Origin of the sequence: Tistrella mobilis (genome assembly GCF_039634785.1) — a bacterium.
Classification (GTDB): Bacteria; Pseudomonadota; Alphaproteobacteria; order Tistrellales; family Tistrellaceae; genus Tistrella; species Tistrella mobilis.
In genome coordinates, this window is sequence record NZ_JBBIAB010000003.1 from 222,080 (window position 1) to 238,165 (window position 16,086).

Consider the following 16,086-nt stretch of genomic DNA (forward strand, 5'->3'; position numbering starts at 1 on the left):
TCCTGTCACGATGCTCAACGGGATTACGCCCATGCCAGACACCCATGTCGCGGCCGCGGACCGCCTCGCCGCGTCACCGGCCACCACCACCGCCGGACGGCACGGCACCCGCCGTGTGGTGGTCGCCACCACGCTCGGCAACGCCTTCGAGATCTTCGATTTCACCGTCTTCAGCTTTTTCGCAACCCTCATCGGCCGGCTGTACTTCCCGTCGGACAGCGAATACGGCTCGCTGCTGATGGCGGTCGCAAGCTTCGGAATCGGCTTCGTGATGCGTCCGCTGGGCGGGGTGGTGATCGGCGCCTATGCCGACCGCGCCGGGCGCAAGGCGGCGCTCACCCTCACCATCGCGCTGATGGCGCTGGGCACCGCCATCATCGGCTTCGCCCCCACCTACGCGCAGATCGGCATCTTCGCACCGCTGTTGATCGTGACCGGCCGGCTGCTTCAGGGCTTCTCCGCCGGGGGAGAGATCGGCGCCTCGACCACTTTTCTGATGGAATCGGGCACGATCGGCCGGCGCGGCCGGATGGTGTCGTGGCAGCTGGCGAGCCAGGGTGCCGCAGCACTGGCGGGTGCTGCCTGTGGCGTGCTGCTCTCCCAGGCCCTGCCTGCCGACAGCTTCGAAAGCTGGGGCTGGCGCCTGCCCTTCATCCTGGGCCTCGCCATCGCCCCGGTCGGCATCTGGATCCGCCGGAGCCTGGATGAAACCCACAGCGCCCCCATGCCCGACCACTCCCCGATCGCCCTGGTCTTCCGCGATCATCGCCGGACGCTGCTGCTCGGCACACTCGCCATGGTCAGCGGCACCGCCACCATGTACATCGCCGTGTTCTACATGCCGACTTTCCTGATCCGCGTGATGGGCATGGCACCGGCCGCAGCCTTCGCAGCAACCGTGGTCTCGGGCCTGACGCTGATGGTGGTGTCACCGCTCGCCGGCCTGGCCGCCGACCGGCTGCCCAGGCGCAAGCCGCTGGTGCTGGCGGCATGGATCGCCGGTGGCATCGCGATCTGGCCAGGCTTCGCCGCGATCACCGGTGGTGCTGGCATCGTGACGGCCATGGCGGTGGTGGCGATCCTGGCCGCCTGCCTCGCCGCCGGCTCCAGCGCCTGTTTCCTGTTGCTGATGGAAGCTTTCCCGCGGCCGGTGCGGGTCACAGGCCTGTCGGTGATCTACAGCCTGGGTGTGGCGATCTTCGGCGGATTGGCGCAGTTCATCGTCACCTGGCTGCTGGCGGTGACCGGCGATGCCATGGCCCCGGCCTGGTACATGACCGCCTGCGCCGTGATCTCGGTCCTCGCCCTGCTGGGCTTCCGTGAACAGGCCCGCCGGGCCGACTGATCCCTGCCCTCTTCCGCACGACCCATTATCGGAAAGCCGCCCGTCATGTCTGATACCGCCTGCTTCGCCCGCCTGCCCGATCTGGATCCGGATGCGCCGGATTTCATTGCCCTGCGCCGCCATCTCCACGCCCATCCGGAACTGGGTGCAGACGTGCCCGAAACGGCAGCCCTGGTCGCCGCCCTGCTCCGCCGCTGGGGCTATGAAGTGCATGAAGGGATCGGCGGCCAGGGCGTGGTCGGGCGGCTGCGACAGGGCACAGGGCCGCGGTCGATCGGTATCCGCGCCGACATGGATGCGCTGCCGATCGCCGAGGCGACCGGTCTTGAATACGCAAGCCGGGTACCGGGGGCAATGCATGCCTGCGGCCATGACGGACATACCGCCATCCTGCTCGCCGCCGCCTGGCGGCTCGCCCGGAGCTGCCGTTTCGACGGCACGCTGGTGCTGATCTTCCAGCCCGATGAAGAGGGGCTGACGGGGGCGAAACGCATGGTCGAGGACGGGTTGTTCGACCGCTTTCCAGTGGATGCGGTCTATGCCCTGCACAACGGCCCGGGCATTCCCGTGGGCACGATCGTGGCGGTGGAAGGGCCGACCAGCCTTGCCTCCGACATCGCCACGATCACATTGACCGGCCGGGGCGGTCATGGCGCGATGCCCGACAAGGCGCGAGATCCGGTGGTGGCTGCGGCAGCCATCGTGATGGCGCTGCAGACCGTGGTTTCACGCAATCTGCCGGCCGGAGAGACCGGCGTGGTCAGCATCGGGGCCATCCATGCCGGCACCACCCACAACGTGATCCCCGAGACTGCGGAGCTGAAACTCAACATCCGCTCGGCCGATGCCGGCATCCGGGGGCAGATCGAGGCACGGATCCGCACGATCGTGGCGGGCCAGGCCGCCGCCTTCGACGTGACCGCTGCGATCGACTATCGCCATCTGGTCCCCGCCGTGGTCAACACACCCGACGAGACAGCTCTCCTCCGCCAGGTGGCGGCCGGGATCGTCGGCGAAACCAATGTGCTCACCACCCTGCCGGGTATTGCCGGCAGTGAAGATTTCGCCTGGATGGCGGCCGGGCGACGTGCCTGCTATGCGGTCATCGGCAACGGGGTCGGATCGGCGGGCGGCTGCATGATCCACAACCCCGGCTACGATTTCAACGACGCCGCCCTGGAGACGGGCATATCCCTTTGGGTGAATCTTGTCGAAGAAATTCTCGCCATTTGATATGCAAAGGTCATTGCCGGGTCATCGTCATCACCCGGCAGATGATCACGCTCAGGCAACAGATGACACTGAATCCATGAGATGTCCTCGTTTTGCAAGTATTTCATTCACGTATTTTCAACTTTTGAACGGTAATTTCTGATCAGCCGCGATATGATTCTGGAGGCCACTGTCATCTCCGGTTGACGAAGAAGATGTGGGACATATCGCCGAACCGCCGTGGTAACTTGCCCCCCACATGCGGTCTCGGCCCTCCCACGCCATGCGGAAGGGTGAGATGCGATGTCCTTCATCAAGCTGCCGTCCTTAACCGATCACGACATCCTGAAGGCGCTCGACCTGTCGCAGGCGATCGTCCATTTCTCCCCCGAGGGCACGGTCCTTGCGGCCAACGACAATTTCCTGAAGCTGATGGGCTATCGGCTGGAGGAGGTCGCCGGCAAGCATCACGGCATGTTCGTGACCCAGGCCGAGCGCAGCGCCCCGGACTACCGGGCCTTCTGGCAGGATCTGGCCGCGGGCAGCTTCCGCAAGGCGGTGTTCAAACGGGTGACCCGCGAGGGTCGCGAGATCTTCATCCAGGCGACCTACAACCCGATCCGGGATCACAAGGGTCGGGTGCGACGGGTGGTGAAGTTTGCGACCGAGGTGACGGCCGAAGTTCTGAAGACCGCGGAATATGAAGGCCAGATCACCGCGATCCAGAAGAGCCAGGCGGTGATCCACTTCACGCCCGAGGGTACGGTGCTCTGGGCCAATGAGCTGTTCCTGAACCTGATGGGCTATCGTCTGGACGAGATCCAGGGCAAGTCGCACGCCCTGTTCGTCGACGAGACCGATGCCGCCAGCCAGGACTATCGCGCATTCTGGGCCGGGCTGCGCCTTGGCAAGGCCCGGACGTCGGAGTTTCGCCGCATTGCCAAGGGCGGGCGCGAGGTGTGGATCCAGGCGACTTACACGCCCATCCTGGATCCTGCCGGCAAGCTGATGAAGGTGGTGAAATATGCAACCGACATCACGGCGCAGAAGCTGGTGACGGCGGACTATCAGGGCCAGATGGCGGCCATCGGCCGGACCCATGCGGTGATCGAATTCGATCTGGACGGCAGGGTGCTGCAGGCCAACGACAATTTCCTCGCCGCCACCGGCTATCGGCTCGACGAGATCCAGGGCAAGCCCCACAGCATGTTCATGCCCGAGGCCGAGGTGAAGACCGACGCCTATCAGGCCTTCTGGCAGAAGCTTCGTGCCGGCGATTTCGTCACCGGCATCCATAAGCGGCTCGGCAAGGGCGGCCGGACGGTCTGGCTGCGCGCCACCTATAACCCGATTTTCGATGCCTCGGGCCGGGTCTGCAAGGTGGTCAAATACGCAACCGACATCACCCGGCTGATGACCTCGCATCTGGCCGCGGTGTCGTCTGCCGAAGTGACGCTCGCCAATGTCGAGGCGGTGGCCGCCGCCTCGGAAGAGCTGACGGCCTCGGTCGCCGAGATCACCCGTGCCGCCGACAGCGGCCACCGCTCCGCCGAGAGCATGCGCGACAACGTCTCCCGCGGCGAGGAAGCCGTCGGCCGGCTGAAAGAGACCACGGCCGCGATGAACGGGGTGATCAAGCTGATCCAGGACATCGCCTCGCAGATCAACCTGCTGTCGCTCAACGCCACCATCGAGGCGTCGCGCGCGGGCGAAGCAGGCCGCGGCTTCACCGTCGTCGCCTCGGAGATCAAGACCCTGTCGGGCCAGACGGCCACCGCCACCGAGAACATCGCCCGCCAGATCGCCGAACTGCAGGAGGTCTCGCAGACCGTCGACGGCACGATGTCCGGCATCACCGGCGGCATCCTGCAGCTGCACGAGGCAAGCGCCGTGCTCTCTTCGGCGATCGAGGAACAGCTGGCCATGACCCGCAGCATCGCGAGCAACATGCACAAGGCGGTCGACGGCGTGACCGGGACGACCGACAGCCTGGCAAAGATGGTGCAGTAAGGAAGCCGCATCGGAAAACGACCCGCCGGTTTTCCCCGGCGGGCCGCTTCACGTCAGACAGAACCGGATCGGCCGACCCTCAACCCCACTTCACAATCTTCTGGTCGATCGCGCCGAAGATCGAGACCTCCTCGCGGTCGGTCATCTCGATGCGCACGCGGTCGCCGAAAGACATGAAGGGCGTGGCGGGCTTGCCGGCATCGATCGTCTCCAGCATGCGCCGCTCGGCGATGCAGCACGAACCGCGGCTGCGGTCGAGATTGGAGACGGTGCCCGAGCCCACGATGGTGCCGGCGCCCAGATGGCGGGTGCGCGCGGCATGGGCGACCAGGCGGCGGAAATCGAAGGTCATGTCCTCGCCCGCCTCTGGCGCGCCGAACAGCTCGTCGTTCAGCCAGACCTTGAGCGGCAGGTTGACCTTGCCGCCATCCCAGGCGTCGCCCAGCTCGTCCGGGGTGACCGCGACGGGGGAGAAGCTGGAGGCGGGCTTCGACTGGAAGAAGCCGAAGCCCTTGGCCAGCTCTCCGGGGATCAGATTGCGCAGGCTGACATCGTTGACCAGCATGACCAGACGGATATAGCCGCCCGCCTGCTCCGGCGCCGTGCCCATCGGCACGTCGTCGGTGACGACCGCGACCTCGGCCTCGAAATCGATGCCGAAGGCCTCATCGGCGCATTCCACCGGATCCATCGGGCCGATGAAGCGGTCGGAGACGCCCTGATACATCAGCGGGTCATGCCAGAAGTTCTGGGGCATCTCGGCGCCGCGCGCCTTGCGGACCAGCTCGACATGGTTCACATAGGCCGAGCCGTCGGCCCATTGATAGGCGCGCGGCAGCGGCGCCATCGCCGCCACGGGATCGAAGCCGATCACGCCATCGGCCTCGCCCGCATTCAGCGTCTCGGACAGGGCCTGAAGCCGGGGGGCGGTTTCGGCCCAGCGGTCCAGCGCCGCCTGCAGGGTGGGGGCGATGCCCTCCGCCGGCACGCAGTGCTTCAGGTCCCGCGAGACCACCACCAGCCGCCCGTCGCGGCTGCCGTCCTTGAGGGTCGCCAGCTTCATCGTCACTCCGCTGCTTCGTTGGTCGCGGCCGGCGGCGTGCGCCAGCTGTCGACGTAACCGGTCCATTCCACACGGGCGGCACCCGCCTGAACCTCCAGCGGGTCGCGGGTGTCGATCATCACCGCCACCTCGTCGGTTTCCTTGCGCGCGGCCTTCTGGCCGATGGCAAAGGCCTTGGGGTGCGGCCCGTGGGCAAAGCCCGCCGGGTGCAGGCTGATCATGCCGGGATGGATGTTGTCCCGGCTGAAGAACGAGCCCCGGTGATAGAAGATGAACTCGTCATAGTCGACGTTCGAATGGAAGAACGGCACCTTGAGCGCACCGGGATCGCTCTCGATCGGCCGGGGCACGAAGGTGCAGACCACGAAGCGCTCGCCGACGAAGGTGGTGTGGGCCGAGGGCGGCAGATGGTAGCGATGGCTCATCAGCGGCCGGATGTCGCGCCAGTTCACCTTCACCGGCGCCAGATCGCCGTGCCAGCCCACCGCATCCAGCGGGTTGTACGGAAAGACCATGGTCGAAACCTCGCCGAAGCGCTTCACCGCCACCCGGGTCTCGGTTTCGGAGCGCTGGTCGTCGAAGGCCTCGTCGATCACCGGCACCGCCAGGATCGCCGGATCGAAGATCGCATGCGGCCCCACGATGCCCTTGTCCGGCAGCTTGTAGGCGGAATCCGTCGCCTCGATCATCAGCACCCGGGTCGGCGCCTCGGGCACCAGGCGCCACATCGTGCCGCGGGGCAGCAGGATGTAATCGCCTTCGGCATAGGTCATATGGCCGAAATCGCAGAACAGATGGCCGGCGCCGTCATGGATGAACAGCAGCTCGTCGCCATCGGCATTGCGCGCCAGATGATCCATCGGCGCATCGATCCGCCAGAAGCGCACGGCGCAGCGGCGGTTGCCGACCAGCGCCTCGGCCGACCAGGGGCCGGCGGGCACCGCATCGAATTTCGTAGTGTCGAAGGCGCGCGGCCGGATCGGGCCTTCGAACCGCACCCAGCCGGTCGGGGCATGGGCGTGGTGGATATGGGCGGCCGGGCCGAAGAAGCCCTCCCGCCCGATCTCGTGCTCGAACGTGCCGTCGGGCAGGTCCGCATGGGCCTGCCGCGACGCCCGGCCTTCGACGCGCGGGATGTTGATCCAGTTACGCATCGGCGCTCAACACTCCGCGCTTGATCTGGTCGAGTTCCATCGCCTCGAACAGCGCCTTGAAATTGCCTTCGCCGAAGCCCTCATTGCCCTTGCGCTGGATGATCTCGAAGAAGATCGGGCCGATGACGTTTTCGGTGAAGATCTGCAGCAGCATGCCGACATGATTGTCGGGCAGACCGTCGATCAGGATATGGTCGCGGCGCATCCGCTCCAGATCCTCGCCATGGTTCGGCACGCGGGTGTCGACCATGTCGTAATAGCTGGAAGGCGTTTCCAGGAAGGCGACGCCGCGATCGCGCATGCCCTCGACCGAGCGGAAGATCGCCTCGGTGCCGAGCGCGATATGCTGAATGCCCTCGCCGTTATAGGCCTGGAGGTATTCCTCGATCTGCGACTTGTCGTCGGCCGATTCGTTGATCGGGATCCGGATCTTGCCGCAGGGGCTGGTCATCGCGCGCGAATGCAGGCCGGTCAGCTTGCCTTCGATGTCGAAATAGCGGATCTCGCGGAAATTGAACAGCTTGGTGTAGAATTCCGCCCAGTGATTCATCCGCCCGCGATGGACGTTGTGGGTCAGATGGTCGATATAGGTGAGGCCCTGATCATTGGCGGCGGCCTCCGCCCCCTCGATCGGCTCGAAATCGATGTCGTAGATCGTGCCCCGGGCGCCGTAGCGGTCGACCAGATAGATCACGCTGCCGCCGATGCCCTGGATGGCCGGGATGTTCAGCTCCATCGGGCCCACCTGGCCCAGATGCGGCTTGGCGCCCAGTTCCAGTGCGCGCTTATAGGCGAAGCGCGCATCCCTGACCCGGAAGGCCATGGCGCAGGCGCCGGGGCCGTGCACCCGGGCGAAGGACTGCGCGAAGCTCTCGGGCTCGGCATTGACGATGAAATTGATGTCGCCCTGGCGGTAGAGGGTGACGTCCTTGCTGCGGTGACGCGCGACGGCGGTAAAGCCCATCCGCTCGAACAGCGCCCCCATCTCCACCGGGTCGGGGCTGGCAAACTCGACGAACTCGAAGCCGTCGGTGCCCATCGGGTTCTCGAAACCGAACGGCGTATCGCCGCCAATCCTGCTTTCCGCGCTCATCGCTTTCCCCCTCGACGTGCCACGGCTACCATCCTGCCCCCGGGACGGCACGCGGACGACGCCCCGCAGGACTGCGAGGGTCGGGAGACCGGGCCTTCCGGGGCTCGACGTCGCCGTCGGCACCTGATAGTTTCATTTGTAACCAAGTTGCCCCCGGACCCGGGCAATGTCAAGCGGAGGCCATCATCCGGTGAGCGAAAGCGCCAGCCCTGCCCCCGGTTCCAATCCTGCCCCCGGTTCCAATCCCGCCCCCGCCCCCAGTGCCGAGCCGGGTTCCGGTTCCGGCGGCCGGCCGAACCCGGCACGCGGCGAGGACGGCAAGAGCCTGAGGCTGGAGCGTTTCCTGCCCTACCGGCTGTCGATCCTGGCCAACCGGATCTCCTCCACCCTGGCCCGCGCCTATGCCGAGACGTTCGACCTGACCATTCCCGAATGGCGGGTGATGGCGGTGCTGGGCCGGTTTGCCCCCCTTACCGCCAATGCGATCTGCGAGGCGACGCAGATGGACAAGGTGACGGTCAGCCGCGCCGTGCAGCGGCTGGAGCGCGCCCGGCGGATCGAGCGCACCACCGACGCGGCCGATCGCCGCCGGGTGCTGCTGCGGCTGTCGGCCGACGGGCTGGATGTCTATGGCCGGATCGCGCCGCTGGCGCTGGATTACGAAGAACGGCTGATCGCCGAACTGACGCCCGAGGAACGCGACGCCCTGGTCCTGCTGATCGATCGCCTGACCGACATGGCCGCCCGCACCGAGATCTGACCGGATTCATCAACCATAAGTGGATGAAATGGACAAGACTGCCAGGCGGCGGTGCCCTGCGCCGGCAGATGGGTGTGGCAGAATGTGACGCGGCGCAGCACATTTATCGGCTTTGTGTCGTTTTCGATCGATATTTTATGCAGATGACTTCTGTGAAAACTGGCGGAATACAGCCGAATTCTATGCCGTGACAGCCTTCCAGCCCGTGGGTCCACGATGTGTGCACCGCACGATATATCCTCTTGTTGCGCTGCCGCATCCTGCTCTACAGTTAAAGCAGGGTGACATACAGGCGTGACACTTCGGCATCGCAGGATCGGTGCAGCCCCCGGGTGGATCGCCTTCAGCGCGTGACATACACAAGCAATACGCGGCAAACCGCGACCGGAAACGCCTGCTGCGACCGGAAAAAGTGATAGGGGGTTTGGTGATGACCAGTCAGATGCCACTTGCCGTGCGTGCCGCGGCCGATACCGTCGCCGCCGAAGCCGTTTCGGCGCAGAAGGTCCGCGGCCTGATGCAGGGGCTGAGCGACGACGTCCGGCGTTTTTCCAGCGGCAACCAGGAAATCGCAGCCCGCACCCGTCTTCTGGCCCTGAACGCGGCGATCGAGGCCGCCCGCGCCGGCAATGCCGGTCGCGGCTTTTCGGTGGTCGCGGGCGAGGTCAAAAGCCTGGCCGAACAGGCCGACGGCGCCGCGAAACGCTTTCAGGAAGAGATCATCGGCCGCATCGCCGAATGCGAGGCGGTGACCCAGCGGCTGGTGGGCCAGCGCGGCCAGGAACTGGCCCATGGACTGGTCCAGCTGATCGTGCGCAATCTGTATGAACGCACCTGCGACGTGCGCTGGTGGGCGACCGACACCGCCTTCTGGGAGGCGCTGGAACAGCCATCGCGTGAGGCGCTGGAACACGCCGCCATGCGGCTGTCGGTCATCCACCGCTACTACACCGTCTATACCAATCTGGTGCTGACCGACGCCTCGGGCCGGGTGGTCGCCATGGCCGACGACCGCTTCCAGCGCATGCGCGGTGCCGATCTCTCCCGCGAGGCCTGGGTTCGTGACGCGCTCGCCACCCGCAGCGGCGACGAATACATCGTCGACGATGTCCGCGCCGATGCCATGCACGACAACCGCTCGGTGCTGGTCTATGCAACCGCGGTGCGCGAAGGCGGACGCACCGACGGCCGGATCATCGGCACGCTCGGCATCTATTTCGACTGGGAACGCCAGGGCCGCTCGATCGTGGTCGACGAACCCTCGCTTTCGGCCGACGAATGGACCCGCTCGCGGGTGCTGCTGCTGGATCGCGCCCGGCGCGTGATCGCCGCGTCCGACGGCCAGGGGCTTTACCAGACCTTCCACCTGTCGACCGACGGCGCCAAACAGGGCACCTACATGACCGGCGACACCGTGATCGGCTTTTCCGAAACCATCGGCTATCAGGAATATGACGGTCTGGGCTGGATGGGTGTGGTCGTCCAGCGCATGAGGTAAGCCTGGGGCTGCCGTCGGCCGCCCGGTCCGCTAGGATGGGGCGTCCGGCCGCAGCACCCGCCTTCCGCGCGGTCCGGCCAGCCCGGAGCCCGAGCCGCGAGCCATGACCAGCCCCAGCCTTCCCCTGCCCCAGGGCCGCCCGCAAAGCCGGCGCAACCGTCTGGTGCGCCGCCTGCGCGCGATAACCGGCGCCATCATGCTGGTCTTCGTCACCGGCCATCTGATCGCCCATGCCAGCGGGCTGTTCGGCATCGGCGTTGCCCAGAAGGTGCTGGACGTCACCATGGCGCCCTGGACGGTGCCGCCGGGCAGCCTGCTGCTGCCGGCGGCCTTCCTGCTTCACGCAAGTCTGGGCCTGCGCGCGCTCTATCTGCGCCGCAGCCTGCGCATGCCGCCCACCGAGGCGCTGCAGCTGGCGCTGGGCCTGCTGCTGCCGATGCTGCTGGCGGCCCATATCACCGGGGTCGATGCCGCACTCAGCGTCGATGCGGGGGTCGACAGCTATACCCGGATCATGGCCCTGCTCTGGACACCCACCGGGGCGCTGCGCCAGTTCGTGCTGCTGGGGGTGGTCTGGCTGCACGGCATGATCGGTCTCGGCTTCTGGCTGAAGGGGCGCGGGGCCGGGGCGGGCTGGATCGCCGCCTGGCGGATCGGCGCCTGGGCGCTGCCGCTCGCCGCCCTGCTGGGCTTCCTGGATGCCGGCCGCAGCGTGGCCGGGCTGATGAAGCTGGGGCTGCTGTCGCCGACGCTGTCTGCCCTGCCCGCCGATCTCCATGCCCGGGCCCAGGCAAACGAGTTTGCGATGATTGCGAATTGGACCTTCGCAATCTTCGCAACCTTCGCCGCCCGCGGCCTGCGCCACCTGATCTCGCTGCGTCATGGCCGGGTCGTGGTGACCTATCCGGGCGGACGCACGGTGCGGATGCTGCCGGGCGGTTCGGTGCTGGAGGCAAGCCGGCTGGGCAATGTGCCCCATGTCGCGGTCTGCGGCGGCCGCGGCCGCTGTTCCACCTGCCGGGTGGAAATCGTGCGCGGGCTGGAAAACCTGCCGCCGGCCGATGCCGAAGAATCGGCCCTGCTGTCGCGCATCCGCGCGCCCGCGGGCGTGCGGCTGGCCTGCCGGCTGCATCCGACCGGGCCGGTGACGGTGCATCCGCTGCTGAAGGCCCAGGGCCGCGGCCGGCGGCCGTCGGAGGATCCGATGGTGCATGGCGGGCGCGAAAAGCGGGTCGCGATCCTGTTCACCGACATCCGCGGCTCTACCGCCATCGCCGAACAGCGCCCGCCCTATGACATCATGTTCCTGCTGGAACGCTATTTCGAAACCATCGGCGGCGCGGTCGAAGCGGCCGGCGGCACGCCCAACGCCTTTGTCGGCGACGAGGTGATGGCGATCTTCGGTGCCGATGGCGGCGATGGCCCTGAAGATTTCGCCGCGGCGGCGACCCAGGCCCTGCATGCGGCAGGCGAGATCGCCCGCCGGCTGGAGGTGCTGAACCGCAGCCTGGTGCGCGATCTGGGCCAGCCGCTCAGGATCGGCATCGGCATCCATGGCGGGCCGGCGGTTGTCGGCCGGCTGGGTTATGGCGAAACCCGGATGCTGACCGCGGTGGGCGATACCGTCCATGTCGCCCGGCGGCTGGAAGAGCTGACCAAGGCCCATGCCTGCCTGCTGGTGGTGTCTGACGACATCCTGCAGGCGGCGGGACGGGCGCCGGCGACGCTGGATGCCAGCTGCCACGAGATCACCGTCCGCGGCCGGGTGGAGCCGCTGGCGGTGCATGCGGTGCCGGCCGTGGCGGTGGACCGGCTGGGGGGCTGAGCCTCAGCCGGGCCCCGATGCGGGCGCCAGATCGAAGATCGCCCCCTCGCGCTTGGATTCGGCCCGGATCTCCGAGATCGGATGACGGCCGCCCGGCCGCAAACCTCAGGCGACGCCTGCCCTGAGCGTGGTCAGCCGGGTTTCGATGGCGTCCCACACATCCCGTTCGAGCGTAACGCCGTCGAGGCGGTCGATCTCCTGGATGCCGGTGGGACAGGTCACGTTGATCTCGGTCAGGTGGTCGCCGATCATGTCGATGCCGACCAGGGTGAGCCCCCGGGCACGGAGTTCCGGCCCGACCGCTTCGCAGACCTCGCGGTCGCGCGCCGTCAGCGTGGTCTTCACCGGCCGGCCGCCGACATGCATATTGGCCCGGGCCTCGCCCCGCTGCGGCACGCGCAGCACCGCGCCGCGGGGCTCGCCCTCGACCAGGATGATCCGCTTGTCGCCCTCGCGCACCGCCGGCAGATATTTCTGGATCACCAGCGGCTCGCGCCCGCGGAGCGCGTGAAGCTCCAGCAGCGCGCCCAGATTCTCGTCATCCGGCCTGACCCGGAACACCCCCAGCCCGCCGAAGCCATAGAGCGGCTTGATCACGATGTCGCCGTGTTCCTCGCGGAAGGCACGGATCTCGTCGACCGAGGACGACACCAGGCTGGGCGGCATCAGGTCGGGGAAACGGGTGATGAACAGCTTCTCGGGCGCGTTGCGCACCTGCACCGGATCATTGGAGACCAACGTCCGCGGGCCGGCATGCTCCAGCAGGTGGGTGCTGGTGATGTAGGCCATGTCGAAGGGCGGATCCTGACGCAGCAGCACCACATCCATCTCGCGGAGCGGAACGCGTTCCTTGGGGCCCAGGCGGTAGTGATCGTCGCGCACCCGCTGCAGCCCCAGAGGCCGCATCCAGGCCACCGCGCCCTCGGGGGTGAGGCTCAGATCCGAGGGCTGGTAGTGATAGAGGTTATGGCCGCGGCGCAGGGCCTCCAGCCCGAGCATGAAGGTCGTATCGCCATCGAAGTTGATGGTCTCGATCGGGTCCATCTGCAGGGCGACGGTCAGCGCCATATGTCCTCCGGGGCGGTTCTGGAGCGACCGGGACGGGGCTGCGGTTTGGAGATGCAGGGGGCCCGCCAGACGAAAAACTCTCTGGCCGGCACCCTATCATTCTATCATGAGTTGGTCCAGGCCTGCGATTGCACCCAAACCGACGGTTTTGTGATCGGTCACCCCGAGACGACCGGAGCGTCCAGCTCCGGATAGTGGCGGAAAATCCCGTCCTGGTTGAATTCAATCCGGCGGTCGCTGCCGAGATAGGCGGCGATCCGCGGCAGGGCCGCCACGCGATCGACCAGCGCCTCCACCCCCGGCCAGCGCCCGGCAAGACCCGCCATGTGGTTGGGGAAGGCGTAGCGCAGGCCCAGCACGGTCTGGAACAGGCCCAGATCGGCATAGGAAAGACCGGCGCCCACCAGCCAGCCCGATGCGGCCGGGTTGCGGGTCAGCACCTGTTCGTACCAGCCGAGGAATTTGGGGATCCGCTGGTCGCGGAACCCCGCCGCCCGGCGTGCCGCCTCGGGCTTCTGGTCCTCGTAATAGTCCCAGGAGCCGAGCGGGTGATGGACGTCATGGGCCTCGTTCACCAGATCGGCGGTGGTGAGCGCGATCTGCCGCGCAAACAGCCGCGCCGCCTCGTCGGCCGGGGCCAGCCCGTAGGTCTCGCCCAGATAGGCGCAGATCAGCGGCGTCTGGGCGATCAGCAGATCGCCATCCTTCAGCACCGGGCAGGCGAAGGGGGCGAAGGGCTCGCGCTCATCCCCCAGCACGCGCAGAAGCCCGTCCATGCCGCCGCCCTGGCGTTCGGCCAGGCGGGCCATGTCGCGCCAGGGGGCATCGATCGCGACAAGCACCAGGCGGACATATTCGCCCCGCCCCGGCAGGCCCGGCCAGTAGTAGAGTTCCATGCTCATGGGGGTGGGGCTCCTTGGCTGAACCGGGAACCGCCCCCCGCACCCGGCTCAGATCAGGCCGGCGAGCGGTGAGGACGGGTCCGCATAGAATTTGCGCGGCATGCGCCCGGCCAGATAGCCGAGGCGCCCGGCCTCGACCGCGGCCTTCATGGCGCGCGCCATCATCACCGGATCCTTCGCCCCGGCGATCGCGGTGTTCATCAGCACGCCGTCGCAGCCGAGTTCCATGGCCACCGCCGCTTCCGAGGGCGTGCCGACACCGGCATCGACCAGCACCGGCACTTTTGCCTGCTCGACGATGATCCGGATGTTGACCGGGTTCTGGATGCCGAGCCCCGAGCCGATCGGCGCCGCCAGCGGCATGATCGCGCAGCAGCCCAGATCTTCCAGCTTCTTCGCCACGATCGGGTCGTCGCTGGTGTAGACCATGACGTCGAAACCGTCGCGGATCAGGGCCTCCGCCGCCTTCAGGGTTTCGGTCACGTCGGGATAGAGGGTCTTGTGATCGCCCAGGACTTCCAGCTTGACCAGGTTCCAGCCGCCGGCTTCACGTGCCAGGCGCAGCGTGCGCACGGCATCGTCGGCGGTGAAGCAGCCGGCGGTGTTGGGCAGGTAGACGTAGCGCTTCGGGTCGACGTAATCCATCAGCATCGGCGCCGACGGGTCGGTGACGTTCACCCGGCGGACCGCCACGGTCACGATCTCGGCACCCGAGGCCTCGATCGCGCGGGCGGTTTCCTCAAAATCCTTATACTTGCCGGTGCCGACCAGCAGGCGCGAGGTGAAGGTCCGGCCGGCGACGACGAAAGGATCTTCCACGGGCGCGGCGGACGCGTCGGCGCCGCTGCCGCCGCCGATGAAATGCACGATCTCCAGCCGGTCGCCATCGGCCAGCTGCGTGGTCTCGAACGCGGCCCGGCGGACGATCTCCAGATTGCGTTCAACCGCGATCTTCCGCGCATCCAGCCCCAGCTGGCTCAGAAGCCCGGCGACGGTCGGCTCGCCTGCAACCTCGCGGGCCTCGCCGTTGATCATCAGTCGCATACCAGGATCTCCGCTCCACGTGATGTTCGGGCGCGGGTGGCGGAACGCCCGCTTCGAACGGCGTTGCGCCCCGCGGCACGGGTGCTTTATAACGCAGGGCTGACGTGGCGTCCTCTCCTAATCACCGTTCACGGGGTATCGACAGCCCGCATGGCGCCGACCATCCTGGTCCTGAACGGACCGAACCTGAACCTGCTTGGCACCCGCGAGCCCGAGGTCTACGGGCATACGACGCTGGACGACATCCGGCGTCTGTGCGAAGCCCGTGCCGCGGCCCTGGGGCTGGCGGTCGATTTCCGCCAGTCGAACCACGAAGGCGTTCTCGTGGACTGGGTACAGGACGCCCGCACCTCTGCGGCAGGGATCGTGATCAATCCCGCTGCCTACACCCATACCTCGGTCGCCCTGCTCGACGCGCTCACCGCGACGGCACTGCCGGTGATCGAGGTGCATTTGTCGAATATCCATCGTCGCGAAACGTTCCGGCATCATTCCTATGTGTCCCGGACGGCGGTCGGCGTGATCTGCGGCCTGGGGGCCACGGGTTACGCGCTGGCGATCGAGGCGATGGCCGGGCTGATCCCTGGGGGACAGGCCCGCGCGGCCACGAAGGACCAATCGCATGTCTGACACCAAGGCTCGTGCCGTCGATACCGGCCTGATCCGCGAACTGGCGCTGCTGCTCGACGAGACCGGCCTGACCGAGATCGAGGTCGGCGCGGGCGAGGGTCGCATCCGCATCGCCCGCCAGGCGCCGGCGCAGATGACCGCCCCGCAGATGCTGTTCCAGGCGCCCGCCGCCGCCGCGGCCCCCGCGGCGGCCCCGGCCGCCGCAGCCCCTGCGGCACCGGTTGCCGCCGATCCCGCCAGCCATCCGGGCGCCGTGCCCTCGCCGATGGTGGGCACCGTCTATCTGGCCCCGGAACCGGGTGCGCCGGCCTTCGTCGCCGAAGGCCAGAGCGTGCGCGAGGGCCAGACCCTGCTGATCATCGAAGCCATGAAGGTGATGAACCATATCCGCGCCCCGCGGAGCGGCACCGTCAGCCGGCTTCTGGTGCAGAACGGCCAGCCGGTGGAATTCGGCGAGCCGCTGGCGATCATCGAGTGACGCG

Annotated in this window: 14 protein-coding genes; 8 read left to right on the forward strand and 6 right to left on the reverse strand. The window is 67.3% G+C overall.

The genetic code is table 11. From position 1 onward, the window contains the following. Positions 1-31: 31 nt before the first annotated feature. From WI697_RS05755 to WI697_RS05765, 3 genes are all read left to right on the forward strand, one after another. A complete protein-coding gene (locus tag WI697_RS05755; RefSeq protein WP_345957775.1) occupies positions 32-1,345 on the forward strand; it encodes an MFS transporter in 1,314 nt (437 codons plus the stop codon). A gap of 45 nt (positions 1,346-1,390) precedes the next feature. Further along, entirely contained in the window at positions 1,391-2,578 is a 1,188-nt protein-coding gene (locus WI697_RS05760) for a M20 aminoacylase family protein (RefSeq protein ID WP_345957776.1), read from the forward strand. A 282-nt stretch (positions 2,579-2,860) separates the two neighbouring features. Beyond that, entirely contained in the window at positions 2,861-4,567 is a 1,707-nt protein-coding gene (locus WI697_RS05765; protein ID WP_345957777.1) for a methyl-accepting chemotaxis protein, read from the forward strand. A gap of 79 nt (positions 4,568-4,646) precedes the next feature. On the opposite strand, the gene WI697_RS05770 is transcribed toward WI697_RS05765, so the two are convergent. From WI697_RS05770 to hppD, 3 genes are read right to left on the reverse strand one after another with little or no spacing between them, the layout of a single operon-like run. Next, the gene (locus tag WI697_RS05770) at positions 4,647-5,630 is read right to left on the reverse strand and encodes a fumarylacetoacetate hydrolase family protein (RefSeq protein WP_062770643.1); all 984 of its coding nucleotides are present in this window, start codon (positions 5,628-5,630) and stop codon (positions 4,647-4,649) included. Positions 5,631-5,632: 2 nt separating this feature from the next. Further along, entirely contained in the window at positions 5,633-6,784 is a 1,152-nt protein-coding gene (locus WI697_RS05775; RefSeq protein WP_062770646.1) for a homogentisate 1,2-dioxygenase, read from the reverse strand. Then, entirely contained in the window at positions 6,777-7,877 is a 1,101-nt protein-coding gene (hppD, locus tag WI697_RS05780) for a 4-hydroxyphenylpyruvate dioxygenase (protein WP_345957778.1), read from the reverse strand. Before hppD ends, WI697_RS05775 begins: the two co-directional genes overlap by 8 nt. A 190-nt stretch (positions 7,878-8,067) precedes the next feature. Here hppD and WI697_RS05785 point away from each other — a divergent pair, with 190 nt between their 5' ends. From WI697_RS05785 to WI697_RS05795, 3 genes are all read left to right on the forward strand, one after another. Further along, the gene (locus WI697_RS05785; RefSeq protein WP_345957779.1) at positions 8,068-8,637 is read left to right on the forward strand and encodes a MarR family winged helix-turn-helix transcriptional regulator; all 570 of its coding nucleotides are present in this window, start codon (positions 8,068-8,070) and stop codon (positions 8,635-8,637) included. Positions 8,638-9,067: 430 nt separating this feature from the next. Further along, positions 9,068-10,135, forward strand: coding sequence for a methyl-accepting chemotaxis protein (locus WI697_RS05790; protein ID WP_345957780.1), 1,068 nt, complete (start codon positions 9,068-9,070; stop codon positions 10,133-10,135). Between the two features lie 103 nt (positions 10,136-10,238). Next, positions 10,239-11,960 (forward strand): adenylate/guanylate cyclase domain-containing protein, encoded by a 1,722-nt coding sequence (locus WI697_RS05795; RefSeq protein ID WP_345957781.1) that lies wholly within the window; start codon positions 10,239-10,241, stop codon positions 11,958-11,960. Between the two features lie 105 nt (positions 11,961-12,065). Here the strand turns inward: WI697_RS05795 and gshB are convergent, their stop codons facing one another. From gshB to thiS, 3 genes are all read right to left on the reverse strand, one after another. Beyond that, positions 12,066-13,028, reverse strand: a complete 963-nt coding sequence (gene gshB, locus WI697_RS05800) for a glutathione synthase (RefSeq protein WP_345957782.1) — start codon at positions 13,026-13,028, stop codon at positions 12,066-12,068. Positions 13,029-13,186: 158 nt separating this feature from the next. Further along, positions 13,187-13,930, reverse strand: coding sequence for a glutathione S-transferase (locus tag WI697_RS05805; protein WP_345957783.1), 744 nt, complete (start codon positions 13,928-13,930; stop codon positions 13,187-13,189). Between the two features lie 48 nt (positions 13,931-13,978). Beyond that, the gene (thiS, locus tag WI697_RS05810; RefSeq protein ID WP_062767444.1) at positions 13,979-14,974 is read right to left on the reverse strand and encodes a sulfur carrier protein ThiS; all 996 of its coding nucleotides are present in this window, start codon (positions 14,972-14,974) and stop codon (positions 13,979-13,981) included. A gap of 150 nt (positions 14,975-15,124) precedes the next feature. On the opposite strand from thiS, the gene aroQ reads away from it, so the two are divergent. Both aroQ and accB read left to right on the forward strand, forming a co-directional pair. Further along, complete coding sequence (gene aroQ, locus WI697_RS05815) at positions 15,125-15,604, forward strand: type II 3-dehydroquinate dehydratase (RefSeq protein ID WP_014748330.1); 480 nt, start codon at positions 15,125-15,127, stop codon at positions 15,602-15,604. Then, positions 15,597-16,082: an acetyl-CoA carboxylase biotin carboxyl carrier protein gene (accB, locus tag WI697_RS05820; protein ID WP_296716421.1), complete on the forward strand. Its 486-nt coding sequence runs from the start codon at positions 15,597-15,599 to the stop codon at positions 16,080-16,082. Before aroQ ends, accB begins: the two co-directional genes overlap by 8 nt. The last annotated feature ends 4 nt before the right edge of the window (positions 16,083-16,086 follow it).